This window comes from Yeosuana marina (genome assembly GCF_011762485.1).
GTDB lineage: Bacteria > Bacteroidota > Bacteroidia > Flavobacteriales > Flavobacteriaceae > Yeosuana > Yeosuana marina.
This window is the reverse complement of the sequence record NZ_JAAKGI010000003.1, coordinates 527,321-548,530: the sequence shown is the minus strand read 5'-3', so window position 1 is coordinate 548,530 and position 21,210 is coordinate 527,321. Positions and strand designations below refer to the sequence as shown.

Genomic DNA, 21,210 nt, shown 5'->3' with positions numbered 1-21,210 from the left:
AATATCCTATTCAATATTGGCATTACGCAATCTTAAGGCATTTGCAATTACAGAAACCGAACTAAAACTCATAGCTAAAGCTGCAAGCATAGGTGATAAAAGAAGTCCGAAAAAAGGAAACAAAATACCCGCCGCAATAGGGACACCAATACTGTTGTATATAAGAGCAAAGAATAAATTTTGCTTAATATTCTTCATCACCTTACTACTTAAATTATGAGCTTTTACAATACCATGTAAATCTCCTTTAACCAAGGTTATTTTAGCACTTTCAATGGCAACATCGGTTCCTGTGCCCATAGCAATACCTACATTACTTTTTGCAAGCGCTGGTGCATCATTAATACCATCACCTGCCATAGCCACTGTTTTGCCTTCATTTTGAAGACGTTCCACTTCACTTAATTTATCTTGAGGCAACATATCTGCTTTAAAATCGGCTAGATTCATCTCTTCAGCTACTGCCTTCGCTGTATTCTTGTTATCTCCAGTTAGCATCACAACATCAATACCTCTTTTTTGCAAAGTTGCAATCGCTTTTTTACTTGTTTCTTTGATCTTATCTGAAATCACCACATAGCCGACTACTTGTTTATCAACAGATAAAAAAGATACTGTTTTACCTAACGATTGTTGTTTGGTAGCGTTTTTTTCAAGTTCTTCAGACATAGAAGCCTTAACTTCGTCCATCAATTTTTTATTGCCTAAGGCTACTTCTTTGGAATCTACAATCCCAGTAACTCCTTTTCCTGTTACCGAATTAAAATCAGCTACTTTCAGAGCTTTCAGCTTTTTTTCTTTTCCATAAGCGAAAGTTGCTTCTGCCAACGGATGCTCACTATGGCCATTCACAGACATACTATATTGCAACACTTTATCCTTATCAAAATCACTCGACCCCGAAACCACCATATCTACCGAAGGTTTTCCTTCTGTAATAGTTCCTGTTTTATCAATTATAAGAACATCTATTGCACTTAATGTTTCTAAGGCTTCTGCATTTTTAATGAGTACTCCAGACTGCGCACCTTTACCAACACCTACCATAACCGACATAGGTGTTGCCAACCCTAATGCACATGGACAAGCTATAATAAGCACAGCAATAGCGTTTACCAATGCATATACATATTTGGGTTCTGGTCCAAAAATTACCCAAAGGATGAAGGTTATTACTGAAATAGCAACAACAATGGGCACAAAATAACCAGAGATTTTATCGGCCAATTTTTGAATAGGAGCTTGACTTCGGCTTGCCTTATTAACCATTTCAATAATTTGGGATAGTAAGGTATCAGATCCTACCCGTTCGGCTTTCATAACAAATGACTGTTTCCCATTAATGGTTCCTGAACTCACATTATCATTTACAGATTTGTGAACAGGCATCGGTTCACCGGTAATCATAGATTCGTCAATAGAACTTTCTCCTTCTTGAATGCTTCCATCAACAGGAATTTTGTCACCAGGTTTTACCCGTAACAAATCACCTATTTTAATCGCATCTATGGAGATAGTTTCTTCCTTTCCATCAACAACCCGAATCGCTTGATTGGGCGCCAGTTTCAATAATTCCTTAACTGCACTATTTGTTTTTGTGTGAGCTCGTGCTTCTAGAACTTGCCCCATTAACACCAAGGTTAAAATAACCGTAGCCGCTTCAAAATAGACGTGAACGGTGCCTAACTCTGTTTTAAACTGTGGTGGGAAAAAGTCTGGAAACAATAACCCAAAAACACTAAAGGTCCAAGCTACTCCAGCACCAATACCAATGAGGGTGAACATATTTAAATTCCACGTTATAATGGATTTATAGGCACGTTGAAAAAACATCCATGTGGTATAAAATACGACGGGTATTGACAAGGTAAACTGAACCCAATTCCAATATTTTAATGACATGATAGTATTTAATGGATTCTCTGGAATCATTTCTGACATCGCAATCAAGAAAATAGGCAATGTAAATACCACACTCCACCAAAATTTCTTCAGCAATTTTTTATAGTTTTTCTCTTCTGCTGAAACATCTGCTTTCAACGGTACCAAATCCATTCCACAGATTGGACAAGAACCCGCTTCGTCTTTAACAACTTCTGGATGCATAGGACAGGTGTATTGTGTGCCCGATTGTTGTTTTAAACTCATTTCTTCTACTAAATCCATTCCGCAAACCGGACAATCGCTGGCTTTGTCATAGGTTTTTTCTCCTTCACAATGCATAGGGCAATAAAACGTACCTGTTCCTTTCCCTTTGGGTTTTTCAGGTTTAGTATGTTTATGTTCATGTTGATGCTCTCCTGGCATAGAAATACTATAACGCCCATTACTATCGGACTCCAAAGCTTCTTTAAAAACATCTAAAGATATATGTGAACTCATCTCAATGGTTGCTTCAGCCTTTTGCAAATCTACTTGGGCTTCAACGACGCCTTCTACGCCATTAATTGTTTTTTCAACATGTCCTCGACAGCCATTACAGCTCATTCCTGAAATTTTATAGGTATGTTTCATTGTCTTTTAAAAGTTTCTTCTATTCTATTTTTTTCATGCCATAAGACCATCCAAAGGATAATTCCAGATGGAATAATCTAAAAACACGCCATTATGATTTAGTGGTTTTTATGTTTGTGCCTTTAGTGTTTTAATTTAGATTCTAAACTATTACAAAATTAAGCACATTATGTTATTTTCTTTCATGTACTTCTAACCATTATTTATAAAAATTTGTCACGTATTATTTATTAGATGACCTAGTTCAATTGATTCATAGACATCTCATGATCATACTGACAACAACCTGGTAACTCTTTATACGACTCACTATTTGCCGATACTTTTTCGGTATCATATCCTGAGTCTGCAATAGCTTGATGGATAGCCATTTCATTGGTTTTTGTATCATCAAAAGAAACATCAATTTTTTTGGCATCTACATCCCAAACGGCTTTAGAAACACCTTCTACTCCGTTAGCGGCTTTTTCAATGGTACTTTTACACATTTCGCAATTCCCTCTTACTCCAAAGCTTATATTTGCCATAGCTACATCTTTCGCCACTTCTGTTTTCGCAGCAGAGTCATTGTCTTTTTTTGTCTCGGTTTTACAAGCCACTGCGGTTAAGGTTACTAATGCTATGGCTAAAATTCCTGTTTTCATTTTTAAATGTTTCATTGGTTTTAATTTAAAATTTATAATTTATTTATTACATTTTCAAGCATTGCCGTTATTTCAATAGCAATATCACCAAGCTTTTTATTTTCTACCGCCTGCATTGATGCCATTGGATTAACTGCTGCTACTTCTATAACACCTTCTTCAACTTCTTGTACAATAACATTACAAGGTAACATGGTACCTATTTTGTCTTCTGCCAGCAATGCTTTATGTGCGAAGGGTGGATTACAAGCACCAAGGATACGGTACTTTTTAAAATTGACATCTAACTTTTTCTTTAAGGTTTGGGTTACATCTATTTCTGTAAGGATTCCAAAACCTTCATCTTTTAGTCTGTTTGTTACTGCATCAATAACCTCTTCAAAGGTTCCGTTTACTGTTTTATTAAAATAGTATTTCATTGTTTATTTATTTAAATTAATTAATCTTTTACTTCTTTTAATATCTTTATTAATATGTTGCTTTTACCTCTCCACATGTAAGCATAGCCTTTCCAAAGTAGGGGTTTTTTATCTCTTTATCATAACTTAACCAATAGCCACCTTCGTTATTGTGTGCCATCGGACAAAACTCTAAATAAAGGGGCTGTTTCTTTTCAGTTTCAACACCTAATGTTGTGATGGCTTCTGATAACTTTTTTCCTAAAACCAAGAAAGCGTCTCTTTGTACACCAATATCTTTTGAATTTTGAGTTTTATTTGCTGCTTCTTGTAAAGTTTTAAGAAATTTCATCCAAATGGTATGGGCATCACCGTGAAGCAAAGACATATCTGTATTTTCTAAATTGTAAGTAAGTTTTTTTGCTTCTTGCTGAGCCAAACTACTATTATCGTCCACTAAGGCATTTTTTAATTTGATATAAGCAGCTACAATATCACCTAACTGTTGTTTAAATTTCATATCAATTTTAGATTTATCTATCATTGTCATATTGCTAGTAAGCTCATTAGAACTATCAGGATTCATCATACTTGGTTTGCCAGCTAACTGAGAAGCAGCATCAACAGTAAAAGTCCCTTTTACAACAATTTCATCACCATCTTTAAGACCTTTATTTATGACATAAGCATCTCCAAGTGATGGTCCTAACGTGACATTTCTTAATGTAAAGTTGACGTTATTTTTGCCATTGCTTTTTATATAAACGATGGAACGCTCCCCAGTCCACATAACAGCCGATTTTGGTACGATTATATCTTTAGAAGCTGTCTTACTTATATTGTTTTTAATAATCCCAGTTACAAACATTTCTGGTTTCAATTTATCATCACTATTTTTAACCTCAACTCTAGCAGATGCTACTCGTGTTTGTGCATTAATTAAAGGATCTATAAATGAGATTACACCTTTAAAGGTTTTTCCTGGTAACGATTTTACTGTATAAATCACCTCATCACCAACATTTACCCAAGGCATATCACTTTCGTACACGTCAAACAGCACCCACAACTTAGATAAATCGGCTATTTCATATATTGGCATACCACGGTCTACATAGTCTCCTAATTCTACTTTTTTAGCCGTGATAATACCTGAAACATCAGCTGTAATTGGAAATTGTTGTATAGGTTTACCATTATTTATAATTTTATTGATTGTATTCTCACCAATCTTCCAATTATTAAGTTTTTGTTTAGCTGCTTCAAATAATTCTGGTTGCGTTGTCTTCATACTATACGCTTGCAATAATTCTTCTTGAGCTGTAACCAACTGTGGCGAATATACCATGGCCAATGTTTGACCGCGATATACTTTTTCTCCTGTAAAATTGATTTTTAAAGTCTCTATTCTACCAGGTATATGTGATGATTGCGTATATAAATTACGTTCATCAATTTGAATCTTTCCATTTAAACGCAATTCTTTATTAGCTTGTTTACTCCCAACAATCATGGTCTGAATATTGGCTAATTTCATAGCATTTGCTGTCATTTGAACAGCATTTGTATTGGCTGCAGAGTCATTGGACTCCAAAGGAATTAATTCCATTCCACAAAGCGGGCATTTCCCGGGTTTGTCCATGCGGATTTGTGGATGCATTGAACAGGTCCAAATAGTTTTTATTACTTGCTCTGCCTTATGATCATGTTCTGATTTTGGAGTATCACTTCCTCCAAAAATTAAACTACCTAACAAGATTCCTACACAAAGGATTCCTATCACTTTTAAAATATTTTTAGTTTTTGTTGTCATCATCGTTGTCTTTAGAAAGTAAATACTCTAGTGTTGATTGTGCAATAAATTGATTTTTATTTGCAGTAACCGTTTCTGTTTGCAGCATTAACAAGTCTTGATTCATTCTTAAAATTTCTTCAAAATTAGTTCCCGAGTTACTGTAAGCTGACACCAATAATTTAATAGCTTGTTGCGTGCTTTCTGTTTGTGTTGTATATAGTTCTTTTAATTTTTCAGCTTTTAAAAAATTATACGAAGCCATACTGTAACTAGATTCCAATTTGTTTTTAACAGCTTGTTTTTCATAATTTGCTAACTCAACCATAAAGTCAGCTTCCTTTTGTTTTGCACTATATTTTTTTCTAAAAATAGGCAGCGTTACAGAAAGCATTGGCATTATAGCATCTTGCCCATTCATTTCTAGCCCAGGCACATCGCGTTTTGAAATAATTGAATAGTCTAAACCAACACCAATCATAGGAGATCCTTCTTTTTTCGCCACGGTTTTTTGAGCTTCAAATGAGGCTATTTTTTTATCTAAACTCAATAGTTTAGGATTGGAAACAAATAAGCTATCAGACTTAAGAGACGCTATATTCTCATTAATTATTAAAGCTTCTGGCGTATTTACAAAGGCATTCAACTCACGATTCAATAAACTGTTAAAGGCAACCTCCAAAGGCTGATTTTGATCTTTTAGCAATTGAATGTTGGTGATACTTGCGTTTCGTTTAATATCAATTCTTACCACATCAACCATGGCTCCTTTTCCATTTTTAAACTCACTCAATGCGAGCTCTCTATATCGATCTAATATCTGTAGATTTTTTTCTTCTAACTCAATCATTTTGTTAAGTTCGTATAATTCGGCATAGGCTTTCTTAATATCTAAGAACACCTTGTTTTTTGTATCGACATAATTTTGAAACGTTGCTTCTGCCATTAAATTAGCCGCATCTTTTTTGGCTGATAAGGTTCCAAACCAAGGAAACATCTGCATTAAACTAAACCGGGCTTCTTGCGCTCCTACCCTAGTTTCTATCATACGTCCAAAGGCGCTCATAGTCAGCGTCGGGTCTGGCAAAGAGCTTACTTGTGGTGATTTTTGCATAGCCGCTTCAAACTGAGAATAGGCAGCTTTGATCTTAGGGTTATTTTGAGCTGCCATCACCAAATACTCTTGCAGGGTTTGACCCGTTGCATGCATTGAACAGAGCAACAATAGCAATAAAACTACTTTTATATGTTTATATATTGTTTTCATTATTGATTTCGTTTAATTACAGATTCTCTCCAAAAGGCTTGTAAAACTGGCACTACAAACATGGTCATCAATTGAATAATCATTCCTCCAAATGTTGGTATAGCCATAGGTATCATAATACCTGCTCCTTTTCCTGTAGATGTTAGCACAGGAAGTAAAGCGATTATGGCAACTGCTGCGGTCATCATTGCAGGTCGCACCCGTTTTTTACCAGCTACTAAAACGGCTTCTCTAACACCCTCTACAGTTTTAGGATGACGCTCTTCAAAAACTTGATGGATGTAGGTTCCCATAATAACGCCATCATCGGTAGCAATACCAAACAAGGCAATAAACCCAACCCAAACAGCAATACTTAAATTGATAGGATGGATTTGAAATAAATGCCTCATATTAACACCGGCTACCGCAAAATTTAAAAACCAATCTTGACTGTATAGCCAAAGCATAATAAATCCGCCAGCGAAGGCAACAAAAACTCCTGAAAAATGAATTGATGATGCAATGATGGTTTTAAACTGGAAATAGAGTAATAAGAAAATTACAATTAAACTTATTGGGATGACAATTGATAACTTTTTAACAGCCCTAATTTGATTTTCATAACTTCCTGAAAACTTATAACTAACGCCTTTGGGAACAACTAAATTGCCATTATCAATTTGATCTTGAATTAGTTTTTGAGCATCATTAACCACGTCTACTTCAGCAAAGTTTTCCTTTTTATCAAACAGCACATAGCCTACTAAAAACGTTTCTTCACTTTTTATCATTTGTGGTCCTCGGACAAACTCCACATCAATAAGATCTCCTAAAGGAACTTGCACGCCTGTTGGGGTAGGAACCAGAATGTTTTTAATTTTCTCCGGGTCATCTCGTAATTCTCGTGGATATCTAACTCTTACCGGATACCGCTCTCTGCCTTCTACTGTTGTGGTGACATTCATTCCTCCCACAGCGGTTTCAATAATTTGCTGCGTTTTTTCTACACTTAAACCATAACGCGCAATAGCAGACCGATTAATATTGAGTTGCAAATAGGGCTTTCCAACAATTCTATCTGCAAAAACAGCTTCTTTTTTTACCGAAGGAACTTTCTTTAAAATAGATTCTAATTTAAAACCAAAATCCTGAATAGTTTCTAAATCTGGTCCATACACTTTAATACCCATAGGAGCACGCATCCCTGTTTGTAACATCACCAAACGCGTTTCAATAGGTTGTAATTTAGGTGCAGAAGTAACTCCTGGAAGATTTGTAACCTTTACTATTTCTTTCCAAATATCGTCTGAACTCCTTATTTGAGAACGCCAGTTTCTAAAAAACTCACCATTGTCATCGGGCACTAAATTTTTTTCGGTGACACCTTGCATTAATGCATCATCATTAGATAATGATTTTCCATTTTTCAGTATGAAATTATCGTCTTTATCAACTTTAAAACGCTTAGGTTTTCCACCTTCTGAAACCATATATTCCGATTTGTAATTGATAATATTTTCATACATGGAAATTGGAGCGGGATCAATAGCACTTTCAACACGTCCCATTTTTCCAACTGAACTTTCAACCTCTGGAATATTAGCTACCAGCATATCCAATTTTTGGACTGTATTTTTACTTTCTTCCAATCCTACATGAGGCATTGACGTTGGCATGAGCAAAAAGCTACCTTCATTTAGTGTGGGCATAAACTCCGATCCAATACCTGCAAAGGTTTCAGAAATTGCTGACCACGCTTTGGTTTCTTTAATATTCCATCCAATTTTTTCAAATCCTTTACCAACAAATCCAAATGTACTATCAAAACCAATCCAAACAAACACTCCAAAAAACAGGGTAACCATTGGGATTAGCATGAATTTACCTTTATTATTCAAACACCATTTCAATACTGGTTCATAGAAATAAACAATAGCCAATAAAGTTCCCAATATGAGCCCCATTAAAACGATTATAAAAATATAGTTTACAATCAAGCTGTTTTGAGGTCCTAAAGGCAACCATTCTTCGGCCAAGAAAAAAGTAGCCACCAACAAAGTGATTCCTATATTAATATAATTAGAATATTTATTGAACTTCAAAGGCAACTTATGTTCGAATAACGCATTCAAGCCTAATAAACATAAAGCTAAAGGAAGCCACATGTGCATAAAAACAGCCAATAGAAAACCTCCTATAATCAAAATGATTCCCCAAATTCTTCTGACTCTTTTTTTATCGTAATTAATACCAAAAACAAAATGAGCCAAGGCTGGCAATACGACAATACCCAATACAAAAGCACCTAGTAATGCAAACGTTTTGGTAGAGGCCAATGGTCTGAATAACTTCCCTTCAGCACCAACCATAGCAAATACAGGAATAAAACTCACAACGGTTGTTGCTAATGCTGTTGTTATTGCAGAAGCTACTTCTTTGGTTGCTCCATAAATTACCTGCATGAGTTCTTTACCTTTAGCATTTTTATTTTCTGGCATTTCTAAATGTCTAATAATATTTTCAACAAATACGATACCTATATCAACCATGACCCCAATAGCAATGGCGATACCAGACAAGGCAACCACATTGGCATCAACACCTGCGTAGCGCATAACAATAAAGGTCATTAACACACCAACAGGCAATAAACTTGAAATAATGATAGAAGCTCTTAAATTCATCATCAAGACAAGCACCACAATAATACTAATCAAAATCTCGTGAGATAAAGCAGTTTCTAAGGTGCCAATAGTTTCTTTAATAAGCTGAGTACGGTCGTAAAAAGGAACGATGGTCAGTTGGCTTATTGTTCCGTCTGCCAATACTTTTTTAGGTAATCCCGAAGAGAATTCCTTGATTTTAGCTTTTACATTATTGATGACTTCTAGAGGGTTTGAACCATAACGAGCCACCACAACGCCACCAACAACCTCTGCGCCTCCTTTATCCAAGACACCTCTTCTGGCTGCTGGCCCTAAACTAACATTAGCAACATCCTTAATAAGTATAGGTTTATTATTGGTAACACTAACCACGGTATTTTCTAAATCTTGAATATTTTTAATATAGCCCAGTCCTCGAATAAAATATTCTGCCTTATTAATTTCAATGGTTTTAGCCCCAATATCCAGATTGGAATTTTTAACCGCCATCATCACTTGATCAATACCAATATGATAGGCTTTTAAGGCATCCGGGTTCACATCAACCTGATATTCTTTAACATAACCACCTACCGACGCGACTTCAGAAACCCCTGAAACACTATTTAAAGCATACTTTACATAGTAATCTTGTACCGAGCGCAATTCGTCTAAATCCCAACCACCAGTGACGTTTCCATCAGGATCTCGTCCTTCAATCGTGTACCAGTACACTTGCCCCAGCGCCGTAGCGTCTGGACCTAATGCTGGTTTTACATCGTCAGGTAATAAGTTATTTGGTAGTGAGTTCAACTTTTCTAACACACGTGATCTGGACCAATAAAAATCTACCTTTTCTTCAAAAATGATATAGATACTGGAAAACCCAAACATGGAGGTACTCCTGACAGACTTCACATTTGGAATTCCTAAAAGCGAGGTTGTTAGCGGATAGGTAATCTGATCCTCGATATCTTGTGGAGACCGCCCGGGCCATTTTGTAAAGACAATTTGTTGATTTTCGCCTAAGTCCGGAATCGCATCAACAGGTACTGGATCTTTTGGCAAAAACCCTACATTCCAATTGAAAGGAGACGTTGCAATACCCCAACCGACAAAGGCACACAGTACTAGAACTGTAACCAATTTATTTTCTAAAAAATACTTAATGATTTTGTTTAACATGCAATTTGATTAGTAACTATTAGACATTGGCATTATGAAAACACCGAATACAATAAATCATCCCTAAAAGTTTTAAGGATGTTACGTCTAAAGCTTAAAAATCAAATTAAATAAGTCTCGTCAAGTTTGTAGATGCTCTTGACAACAAGAGGTGGTGGATATTCTGAAAAAGAATTGGTTTCAACTTCAACAGTTTTAAAAAGAGAAATATATGAATATACAAATGAAGCTACAAATTGTTGCTGATGAAGCGTTAAATTGTCATAAGAAGTGTTTAGCTCATCTTGACCTTTAACCGTTACATGTTTATCGGTGCAACATCCTTTTTTCTCAACGGAACAGCCTGATTTTGTTATAGGTAGTTGCATTTCCATACCACAACCTTTTGCCTTATGAAAGATTGCTGTTTCAACTAAAGTGTCACCACAATAATGCATATTTATAGTGAAAGACATGGTAGAAAATACCACGACTAACGCCATAAAAAAGGCCATTATTTTATGCAACACTTCTTTCATAAGTAACAAATGTATAAAAATTCTGTTAGCATAACGTGATAATTATCATGACATTAACATCTATTGCTTTAATTTATAGTAATAAAAAGCCGGCAGTAGCACTAATAAAATAATAGGTTGTATTAAAAATCGGCGCATGTTAAAAAACAAATAATACTGCTCCTGTTTTGGGTTTACAACGAAGTATAAATAAATTAAAATGAGAATAATAAATGAGACTCCATAAATAAGCGCAGAAAACTTAATGATGCTTTTGTCCTTAAAAACAACGTACAAAATAGCTAAAGAAATAACTGTGTTTAAAACGTATCTCAACGTTGTAAACGCCGTTAACTTAAAAATTTCACGCCTGGGATTATCAATGTATAAATAATCGTTTTGAAAAAACGTTAAATACGGGTCATAAAACAATTCGTTCTCAAAAACACGGATTAAAACTAGTAACCCAAACAACGCAAAAAGCACTATGTATTTAGTTTTATTATTCATTTTTTTTAATCATGCTTGAAAATCGATTCACCCAAACTATCCATAGCAAAAACACTATTCCATAAATGATTCCTGGAAAAACTACTGTGTGTAAAATTTCACTTTTCTCTGGGTAATGATATATTCCAATAGACAACACGGCAATACGAACAAGATTAACAACGTAAATGATGACACTACCAGAAAGAATAAATAAAAACGTTGGTTTTGGCTTGCCAGAAAACGCTAAAATAAAAGATACAAACAAGATGATAACGCTAATGGAATTACAACCTTCAACAATTCTTGCTAGATATACATTATTAATTATAAGTTTCATTGAGGGCTCGTCTGGATGCGGTACTACTTGCACATGATATCCCATTGTGTCAATTAAATCTGCACTCTGTACGGCAACCAAATTGGTTATATAATCAGGATAATATAGAGAATCCTTGGAAGCATCTAAGTAGAATTTATACACCACAGATAAAGATATGTATACTAACAAAAACGTAAGTATAAACTTTATAACCGATTTATATTTAATGACAAGTTCTTTCAAAAAATAAGTAGCTTTAAAATAAGAAACTATTGATTGTCGAATTTACGCCTTTTTGAATACTTTTACCAAAACTTTTAAAAGATGATTTTTGAAACTTTAAAACCACAAGTTATATCCATTGTATCTGACAATAAAATCCCTTTAAATGAACGTCTTTTAGATGTTTGTAAATTATTGGAGACTAGTATAGATTATTACAACTGGGTTGGTTTTTATTTTAGAAATGGTGATAAAGAAGAACTTATTTTAGGGCCTTATGTTGGTGCCCCAACCGACCATACCGTTATTCCCTTTGGAAAAGGCATTTGCGGTCAAGTAGCGATAAGTAATGAAAACTTTGTAATTCCAGATGTTAGTGCTCAAGATAATTATATTGCATGCAGTATAACCGTTAAAGCTGAAATAGTAGTTCCTATCTTTGTTAATAGAAATAATATTGGCCAAATTGATATCGATTCAAATACGCCAGATCCGTTTACCGAAGATGATGAACGTTTTTTAGAGTTTGTATGTGCTGAGATTGCAAAAGAAATGCTGTAACTAATTTTACATTCCTGTTCTTATAGCTTCAACAGGGTCTAGTTTAGCGGCTGAACTTGCTGGTAAAATACCCGCTATCAGTCCTATTAAAGTTGACACAAAAAATCCTAAGACCATATTTTTAAAGGACAAAATAAACTCAAAATCATCCGCTAGTGCGGTTCCAATAAGTGTTCCTATCCAGACTAACACTAAACCAACTAGACCACCAATAACAGCAAGAATAACCGCTTCAAACAAAAATTGAAATAAGATAAATTTGTTTTTTGCGCCCATCGCTTTTTGTATACCAATCAAATTGGTCCGCTCTTTAACGCTCACAAACATAATATTGGCTATTCCAAAACCTCCAACTAACAGAGAGAATCCGCTAATAACCCATCCAACCATATTCATAAAACTTATTATCCCATCTATTAAATCTGTGAAGCCTGACAGTTTATTAATGAAAAAATTGTCAATATCTCCATCCTTTAATCCTCTAAATCGTCTGTATTTTTGTTTTAAAACTTGTTCAAACGCACCAATATCAATTCCTTGTTTAGGTTTAATCATAATCATGGTTAAAGCGCCTTTATTTCCAATATTCATAAATCGTCTGGCAAAATTTGCTGGAACAAATGCCTTTTCATCGGGCGAATCCATATTAAGTCCCCCAAATTTATCTAACACACCAATAACAGTTAATTTTCTGCCATAAACCCTAATAACTTTACCAACAGGTTCTTCCGTATCAAATAAGTTGTTGGCTAAATTATATCCTAGTACTATTACGGGTGCTCCGCTATTAGATTCAGTTTCGTTATAAAATCGTCCTTTGTATAATTTTAGGTTATCTATTTCGTATATTTCATTAGATACGGGTGTTACAGGAACATTTGTAACCGTATTATCTTCAAATTTTATAGTTTGCGCGCCCCCTACAATGGCAAATGCACAGGCATCTATATCGGGCACATTTCGTTTAATAAATTCGTAATCTTCGCTACCTGTTTGAGGAAAATTTTCACGCACCCATCTTGGAACACTTGTTGGACCAAAGGAAAACCTTGTTATGTACATCGTGTTTTTGTCTATGCCAGATAGTTGCCCTTTAATGCTTCTATCTAAAGAATCTACAGCAGCTAACACAGCGATAATTGAAAATATACCTACTGTAACACCAATTAACGACAGAAATGTTCGTAACTTATTGTTTCTTAAAGCATTAACAGCAAACGAAAAACTTTCTTTAAAAAGACGTAAGTAAACAAGCATAAATTTATTTTTCTAAACTAAAGTAATGTGATAAAGGTAAGACGTTTTAATAAAATATTAGTTACAAAAAAATGAAAACAAAACGTATGTCTACTATATTATTTTGCTTTAAATAATTACTTTTGCATTTTAAAAATCTACACATCAAAATATTAACACCAATAGAATTTTAAAAAATCTTATACCATTTGCAACAAAAATTTAAACACCACAACTAAAAATGAGTAACGAAAAAACTATTAAATCTGCGCTAATATCTGTATTTAGCAAAGATGGATTAGAACCGATTGTAAAAAAGTTAAACGAACAAGGTGTCACCATGTATTCTACTGGTGGAACCCAAAAATTTATTAATGATTTAGGCATCGGAGTTATTCCTGTTGAAGATGTTACCTCCTACCCATCTATTCTGGGTGGTCGTGTAAAAACATTACACCCCAAGGTGTTTGGAGGAATTTTAAATAGACAAAACAACGATAGTGATGTTGCTGAATTAGCGGAATTTGATATTCCACAAATTGATGTTGTCATTGTTGATTTATACCCATTTGAAAAAACCGTTGCTTCTGGAGCTAATGAACAAGATATTATTGAAAAAATTGACATAGGTGGTATTTCTTTAATTCGAGCTGCTGCTAAAAATTATGCCGATGTAATTTGTGTATCATCTGTTGATGATTATGCTGAGTTTTTAGAGTTAATTTCTGAAAACAACGGAAGCATTTCTGAAGAAAACAGAAGACGTTTTGCTGGTAAAGCTTTTAATGTATCATCACATTACGATACCGCTATTTTTAATTACTTCAACAAAAACCACGATGAGGCTGCTTTAAAAATTAGCGAAACTAAAGGTAAAGTATTACGCTACGGTGAAAACCCACATCAACGAGGATTTTTCTTTGGAAACTTTGATGATATTTTCACAAAACTTCACGGAAAAGAGCTGAGTTACAATAATTTATTAGATGTTGACGCGGCAGTAAATTTGATGTCAGAATTTAAAAATGATGCGCCTACATTTGCTATCTTAAAACACAATAATGCTTGTGGTTTAGCACAACGCGACACACTACATCAAGCTTATTTAGATGCACTTGCTGGTGACCCTGTGTCTGCTTTTGGGGGTGTTTTAATTAGCAATTCTGAAATTGATAAAGCAACTGCAGAAGAAATTCATGGCTTATTTTGCGAGGTAGTTATTGCCCCTTCTTTTTCTTCACAAGCCTTAGATATTTTAAAAGGTAAGAAAAACAGAATTCTTTTAATACTTCATGATGTAGAGATGCCAAAAATGAATGTTAGAAGTTGTTTAAATGGTATTTTGCTTCAAGACAGAAATAACATAACAGATACTATTGAAGGTTTAACTTATGTGACCAATAGTAAGCCAAAACAAGAAGAATTAGAAGATTTAATCTTTGCCTCTAAAATTTGCAAACACACTAAATCTAATACTATTGTTTTGGCTAAAAACAAACAGCTATTAGCTAGCGGAACAGGGCAAACAAGTCGTGTTGATGCCTTAAACCAAGCTATCCATAAAGCACAAACTTTTAATTTTGATTTAAAAGGGTCTGCTATGGCTAGTGATGCATTTTTTCCTTTTCCTGATTGTGTAGAAATAGCAAAACATGCAGGAATAAGTTCTGTTATTCAACCAGGAGGCTCCATAAAAGACCAATTAAGTATTGATTATTGTAATGAAAATAATGTGGCTATGGTACTAACTGGAACCCGTCATTTCAAGCATTAATAATAAAATTACAGATTATATTATTTCTTTTAAACTTTTATTACATTTACAACATTTGTTACAAACCTTTAAAATTAGTTATAGCACATGGGCTTTTTTGACTTCTTGACCGAAGAGATTGCAATAGACTTAGGTACTGCAAACACCCTAATTATTCATAATGACAAAGTTGTGGTCGATAGCCCTTCTATTGTGGCACGTGATAGAATTTCTGGTAAAATAATTGCTGTTGGCCAGGAAGCCAGCTTAATGCAAGGTAAAACACACGAAAATATTAAAACTGTAAGACCATTGAAAGATGGAGTTATTGCAGACTTTGATGCATCTGAACAGATGATTAGTTTGTTCATTAAAAATATTCCTGCATTAAAAAAGAAGTTTTTTACTCCTGCACTTAGAATGGTTGTTTGTATTCCTTCCGGAATTACCGAAGTGGAAATGCGTGCTGTAAAAGAATCTTGCGAACGTGTTAACGGTAAAGAAGTTTATTTAATTCACGAACCCATGGCTGCGGCTATTGGTATTGGCGTTGATATTATGCAACCTAAAGGAAATATGGTTGTAGATATAGGTGGTGGTACAACCGAAATAGCTGTGATTGCTTTAGGAGGAATTGTTTGTGATAAGTCCGTAAAAATTGCAGGTGATGTGTTCACCAATGATATCGTATATTATATGCGTACGCAACACAACTTATATGTAGGGGAGCGTACTGCTGAAAAAATTAAAATTCAAATTGGTGCCGCTACTGAAGATTTAGAATTACCTCCAGAAGACATGAGTGTTCAAGGTCGTGATTTGTTGACAGGAAAACCTAAACAAGTTCAAATATCCTATAGAGAGATTGCTAAAGCTTTAGATAAATCTATTTTAAGGATTGAAGATGCTGTTATGGAAACACTATCTCAAACCCCTCCAGAACTAGCTGCAGATATTTATAATACAGGTATTTATTTAGCAGGTGGAGGCTCCATGCTTAGAGGTTTAGATAAACGCTTATCTCAAAAAACAGACCTTCCTGTTTATATTGCTGAAGACCCCTTACGAGCTGTAGTTAGAGGGACTGGCATAACACTTAAAAATTTACTTAAATACAAAAGCGTATTGATTAAATAGTCATACTGATTAAACATGCAACAGATTGTAAATTTTATAATACGCAACAAAACGTTTTTGTTGTTCTTGTTGCTATTTTCTATTTCTTTGACGTTTACTATTCAAACACACTCTTATCATAAAAGTAAGTTTATTAACTCTGCTAACTTTTTAACAGGGGGCATCTACAATTCTGTAAATGATATTAGTACCTATCTTGATTTAAAAACTCAAAATGAACTTTTAACCGAAGAAAACAATAGATTAAAATCACTTTTATATAATTCTGCAGAAAAAAATGATTCTATCCAGTTAGATAGTTCACTATTGAATAGTCCGTATCATTTTGAAACAGCCAGTGTTATACGAAACAATTATTCATCTTCAAAGAACGTATTACTTTTAAACAAAGGATCTAAAGACAGCATTAAAGAAGATTTTGGAGTTATCACAACTAAAGGTATTGTAGGCATTATTGATAATACAAGTAAAAATTACTCAACTATCATTTCTATTTTAAACACGACTAGCAAAATAAGTGCGCAACTAAAAAAAACCAATCATTATGGTTCTTTAACATGGAATGGTAAATCGCCTTATTTCGCTCAATTGATTGATATTCCTAAAATTGCACCTGTTAAAATAGGAGATACGATTGTAACATCGGGCATATCATCAATTTTTCCAAAAGGAATTCCCGTAGGCACTATTCATGACTTCAAACTAGATATCACTAGGAACTATTACGAAATAAACATTAAATTGTTTAACGACATGACTAATATTGAGCATGTATATATTATTGAAAACAAAGATGTTTTAGAAATTACTAACCTTTTAAAAAACGTTAGTAATGAATAATTCTCTGTATTCAAATATTACGCGCTTTATTTTACTCGTGTTAGTTCAAGTATTAGTTTTAAACCACATTAATTTTATGGGGTATATAAACCCCTATATTTATATCTTATTTATTTTATTATATCCCGCTAAGAATAACAGAATGTCATTTATTCTGTTAAGTTTTTTGTTAGGATTAACTATTGATTTGTTTTTAGATTCTGGTGGTATTCATGCAGCCGCATGTGTTACCATAGCTTACTTAAGACCCATGGTATTAAAGTTTACCTTTGGTACCGTTTACGAATATCAAACCATTAAATTTGATACTGTAGATTTTGCTTCAAAATTGTTGTATATCACCATACTAACTTTCATCCATCACTTTATTCTATTTTCATTAGAAATCTTTAACATTTCTAAAATAATTTTATTGCTACAAAAAACGTTATTCTCAAGTATATTTACTATTATACTAAGCGTATTGGTAACTATTATTTTTAGTAAAAAAACTAAATGAGAAAAATTTTACTCTTTGCATCTATTACTATTGTTGGTCTTATATTTATTTTTAGACTATTTTATCTTCAGGTATATACAGCTCAAAACCATAATTTATTTGAAGATAATGCCATAAAAAAAGTATACGACTACCCAAAACGTGGTTTTGTATATGACCGAAATGGTGAACTTCTGGTTGCCAACCAGCCATCGTATGATGTGATGTTTATTCCAAGAGAAGTCAAACCTTTAGATACACTTGAGTTTTGCTCATTATTAAAAATTGATAAAAATCGTTTTAAAGATATTTATCAAAAAGCGTATCATTATTCACCTTGGCTGCCTTCTGTTTTTATTGCACATCTATCTAAAGAAGATTACGCTGTTTTACAAGAAAAAATGAGAAAGTTTGAAGGGTTTTATATTCAAAAACGATCTCTTCGTCTTTACCAAACTACTATTGGAGCCAATGTTTTAGGAGATTTAGGAGAAGTAAATAATGCTATAATAAAAGAGCACCCCTATTATAAAATGGGTGACCTTATTGGAAAACAAGGTGTAGAAGCATCTTATGAAGATATTTTACGCGGAAAAAAAGGTGTTAAATTTATACAGAAAGACCGGTTTAACAGAGATATTGGCCCCTATAAAGATGGTGTTTATGATACCTTACCTGAACCCGGTAAAGATATAACCATAAGTATTGATTCTAAATTGCAAGAATTTGGAGAACTACTAATGAAGCATAAACGAGGAGGCATCATTGCTATCGAGCCAAGCTCTGGTGAAATATTAGCCATGGTTTCAGCCCCCAGTTATAATCCAAATTTATTAGTCGGCAGAAATAGGTCTAAGAACTATACAAAAATGCATTACGACACCATTTCAAAACCTCTGTACGACAGAAGTTTATTGGCACAATATCCTCCAGGCTCACCTTTTAAAGTTCTTAATGCGCTTGTTGGACTGCAGGAAGGCGTTGTTACAACCGACGATAAATTTAGTTGTAGAATGGGATATTATTACAATGGCCGAAGATTAACAGGATGTCATAGCCATCCCAGTCCATTAAGCATGAATGATGGTATTGCACAATCTTGCAACTCATACTTTTGTAATGTTTACAGACGAATTATTGAAAAATATGATGATCCTGCAAAAGGAATGAACGTTTGGAGTAATCACATAAAAAGTTTTGGTCTTGGAAACTATTTGGGATATGATTTAAAAATAGGAAGCAAAGGCTACATTCCAGATGGGGCTTTTTATGATAAATGGTATGGAAAAGGCAGATGGTCTTCTACCTACAACATATCAAATGCTATTGGGCAAGGTGAAGTTTTAGCTACACCGATTCAATTGGCTAATATGGTGGCTGCTATTGGAAATAGAGGCTACTTTTACACGCCGCACATCATTAAAAATATTGAAGGCGATACTATTGATGAAAATTATACAACTCCCAAATACACTACTATAGACAAAGAAAATTTTGAACCCGTTGTTCAAGGAATGTTCGATGTATATAATAAAGGAACTGCTACCTACTTAAGAGTCCCTGGAATAGACATCTGCGGAAAAACAGGTACTGCAGAAAACTACACTAAAATAGATGGGGTTAAAACTCAGTTAACAGATCATTCTATCTTTGTAGCATTTGCTCCAAAAGACAATCCTAAAATAGCCATTGCTGTATTTGTTGAAAACGGTTATTGGGGAAGTAGGTTTGCAGGTAAAATTGCTAGTTTAATGATTGAAAAATATATTAAAGGTCATATTACTAGAACAGACTTGGAAGACTGGATTTTAAGTCATAGTTTAGAAGACGAATATGCCAAACCTTATTCAGGAAAACCATTCAAAATAAATGGAGAAACAACACTACAGGTTACTCCTATTGATAAATCCATAAAATCAAAAATTTCAAACCTGTCTGATTAATGAATAGAGATACACACAGATATTTTAAATTTGATTGGATTACAATTATCATTTTCCTTCTATTAGTTGGTTTTGGCTGGCTAAATATTTTATCTGCCTCTCATTCTGGAGAAACTCTAGATTATTTTAATCTTTCTGAACCTTTTGGAAAACAATTGATGTTCATATTTTTAACATTTGGTTTAATTATTATCATCTTATCAATAGATGCCAAATTTTATGAACGCTTTTCCAGTATTATATACTTAATTTCCATGCTTTCTCTTGTTGGCCTTTTTGTATTTGGTAAAAATGTTAATGGAGCCACATCTTGGTACGCTATAGGCGGCATGACGATTCAACCTAGTGAGTTTGCTAAAACTGCTACAGCCCTAGCTGTTGCCAAATATATAAGCGACTTAAATACAGACATTACTAAATTTAAAGATCAAATACAAAGTTTCATTATCTTTTGCATACCAGCTTTGTTAGTTTTACTACAAAATGATGCTGGAAGTACTATTGTTTACGCTGCTTTCTTTTTTGTATTATATAGAGAAGGTTTACCAAAAATTTATTTAACTATTGGTATAGCAACCGTAATTCTTGCGGTTTGTGCTTTAAAACTTGGAGTTGTGTATACGTCTATTATTGCTGCAGTACTAATTTTTGGAAATTATTTTTTTACAAAAAAGAAGCCTACAATTTTTAAACCATTACTAATTTTAATTGCTTGTATTGTTCTTTCCTCTGGTATTGGATTCTTTTATCAACATGTATTACAACCGCATCAACAAGATCGCATAAGTCTTTGGTTACGACTTGAACAAGACCCTGCAAAACTTGAAAGAATGAAAAAAACCTTTGCTTATAATCTTAACGAATCTGAAAAGGCTATAAGTTCTGGCGGTTTAACTGGGAAAGGATTTTTAGAAGGTACTCGAACCACTGGTAAATTTGTACCAGAACAACACACAGACTATATTTTTAGCACCGTTGGCGAAGAATGGGGTTTTCTTGGTAGCGCTGCAGTCGTAATTCTTTTTGTTTTATTACTGATTAGAATTCTTCATTTAGCAGAATTACAAAAATCACAATTTAGTCGCGCTTATGGATATGCTGTGGCTGCCATAATTTTTATGCATTTTATGATTAACATTGGCATGGTTATGGGCTTAATCCCTACTATTGGTATTCCGTTACCTCTATTTAGTTATGGAGGATCAGGCCTTTGGGGCTTCACTATTTTAATCTTTATTTTTATAAAATTAGATTCGAATAGAATCAATGAATGGTAGCTAGTATAAGTTTTAAATCTTTAAATTT

General features: G+C 34.0%; 17 protein-coding genes. 7 read left to right on the top strand and 10 right to left on the bottom strand.

The annotated features are described in order from the left end of the window. Positions 1-6: 6 nt before the first annotated feature. The 9 genes from G5V56_RS06970 to xrtF all read right to left on the bottom strand — a co-directional run bounded on the left by G5V56_RS06970 (position 7) and on the right by xrtF (position 11,978). Positions 7-2,514 (bottom strand): heavy metal translocating P-type ATPase, encoded by a 2,508-nt coding sequence (locus G5V56_RS06970; protein WP_166963225.1) that lies wholly within the window; start codon positions 2,512-2,514, stop codon positions 7-9. Between the two features lie 239 nt (positions 2,515-2,753). Next, positions 2,754-3,158, bottom strand: coding sequence for a heavy-metal-associated domain-containing protein (locus G5V56_RS06965; protein ID WP_166963333.1), 405 nt, complete (start codon positions 3,156-3,158; stop codon positions 2,754-2,756). 32 nt (positions 3,159-3,190) lie between these two features. Continuing rightward, positions 3,191-3,577, bottom strand: a complete 387-nt coding sequence (locus tag G5V56_RS06960) for a DUF302 domain-containing protein (protein WP_166963223.1) — start codon at positions 3,575-3,577, stop codon at positions 3,191-3,193. 49 nt (positions 3,578-3,626) lie between these two features. Beyond that, a complete protein-coding gene (locus G5V56_RS06955; protein WP_166963221.1) occupies positions 3,627-5,369 on the bottom strand; it encodes an efflux RND transporter periplasmic adaptor subunit in 1,743 nt (580 codons plus the stop codon). Further along, the gene (locus G5V56_RS06950; protein ID WP_166963219.1) at positions 5,353-6,615 is read right to left on the bottom strand and encodes a TolC family protein; all 1,263 of its coding nucleotides are present in this window, start codon (positions 6,613-6,615) and stop codon (positions 5,353-5,355) included. The genes G5V56_RS06955 and G5V56_RS06950 overlap by 17 nt, the downstream gene beginning before the upstream one ends. Further along, a complete protein-coding gene (locus G5V56_RS06945; protein ID WP_166963217.1) occupies positions 6,615-10,427 on the bottom strand; it encodes an efflux RND transporter permease subunit in 3,813 nt (1,270 codons plus the stop codon). Before G5V56_RS06945 ends, G5V56_RS06950 begins: the two co-directional genes overlap by 1 nt. Positions 10,428-10,528: 101 nt before the next feature. Then, positions 10,529-10,945, bottom strand: coding sequence for an HYC_CC_PP family protein (locus G5V56_RS06940; protein ID WP_240911239.1), 417 nt, complete (start codon positions 10,943-10,945; stop codon positions 10,529-10,531). Between the two features lie 60 nt (positions 10,946-11,005). Continuing rightward, complete coding sequence (locus G5V56_RS06935) at positions 11,006-11,434, bottom strand: exosortase F system-associated membrane protein (RefSeq protein WP_166963215.1); 429 nt, start codon at positions 11,432-11,434, stop codon at positions 11,006-11,008. Continuing rightward, positions 11,427-11,978 carry an exosortase family protein XrtF gene (gene xrtF, locus G5V56_RS06930; protein WP_166963213.1) on the bottom strand — a complete coding sequence of 184 codons (552 nt, stop codon included), beginning with the start codon at positions 11,976-11,978 and terminating at the stop codon, positions 11,427-11,429. Before xrtF ends, G5V56_RS06935 begins: the two co-directional genes overlap by 8 nt. Before the next feature lie 81 nt (positions 11,979-12,059). Between xrtF and G5V56_RS06925 the strand changes: the two genes are divergently transcribed. After that, positions 12,060-12,518 carry a GAF domain-containing protein gene (locus G5V56_RS06925; RefSeq protein ID WP_166963211.1) on the top strand — a complete coding sequence of 153 codons (459 nt, stop codon included), beginning with the start codon at positions 12,060-12,062 and terminating at the stop codon, positions 12,516-12,518. 6 nt (positions 12,519-12,524) lie between these two features. Here the strand turns inward: G5V56_RS06925 and G5V56_RS06920 are convergent, their stop codons facing one another. Beyond that, the gene (locus tag G5V56_RS06920) at positions 12,525-13,775 is read right to left on the bottom strand and encodes an ABC transporter permease (RefSeq protein WP_166963209.1); all 1,251 of its coding nucleotides are present in this window, start codon (positions 13,773-13,775) and stop codon (positions 12,525-12,527) included. A gap of 220 nt (positions 13,776-13,995) precedes the next feature. On the opposite strand from G5V56_RS06920, the gene purH reads away from it, so the two are divergent. The 6 genes from purH to rodA all read left to right on the top strand — a co-directional run bounded on the left by purH (position 13,996) and on the right by rodA (position 21,182). Next, complete coding sequence (gene purH, locus G5V56_RS06915) at positions 13,996-15,528, top strand: bifunctional phosphoribosylaminoimidazolecarboxamide formyltransferase/IMP cyclohydrolase (RefSeq protein ID WP_166963207.1); 1,533 nt, start codon at positions 13,996-13,998, stop codon at positions 15,526-15,528. Positions 15,529-15,615: 87 nt separating this feature from the next. Continuing rightward, on the top strand, positions 15,616-16,644 hold the full coding sequence (locus tag G5V56_RS06910) for a rod shape-determining protein (RefSeq protein ID WP_166963205.1): 1,029 nt from the start codon (positions 15,616-15,618) through the stop codon (positions 16,642-16,644). 15 nt (positions 16,645-16,659) lie between these two features. After that, the gene (mreC, locus tag G5V56_RS06905; RefSeq protein WP_166963203.1) at positions 16,660-17,484 is read left to right on the top strand and encodes a rod shape-determining protein MreC; all 825 of its coding nucleotides are present in this window, start codon (positions 16,660-16,662) and stop codon (positions 17,482-17,484) included. Further along, on the top strand, positions 17,477-17,983 hold the full coding sequence (locus G5V56_RS06900; RefSeq protein ID WP_166963201.1) for a rod shape-determining protein MreD: 507 nt from the start codon (positions 17,477-17,479) through the stop codon (positions 17,981-17,983). The genes mreC and G5V56_RS06900 overlap by 8 nt, the downstream gene beginning before the upstream one ends. Next, entirely contained in the window at positions 17,980-19,905 is a 1,926-nt protein-coding gene (mrdA, locus tag G5V56_RS06895; protein WP_166963199.1) for a penicillin-binding protein 2, read from the top strand. Before G5V56_RS06900 ends, mrdA begins: the two co-directional genes overlap by 4 nt. Beyond that, positions 19,905-21,182 (top strand): rod shape-determining protein RodA, encoded by a 1,278-nt coding sequence (gene rodA / locus G5V56_RS06890; RefSeq protein WP_166963197.1) that lies wholly within the window; start codon positions 19,905-19,907, stop codon positions 21,180-21,182. Before mrdA ends, rodA begins: the two co-directional genes overlap by 1 nt. Positions 21,183-21,210 lie beyond the last annotated feature (28 nt).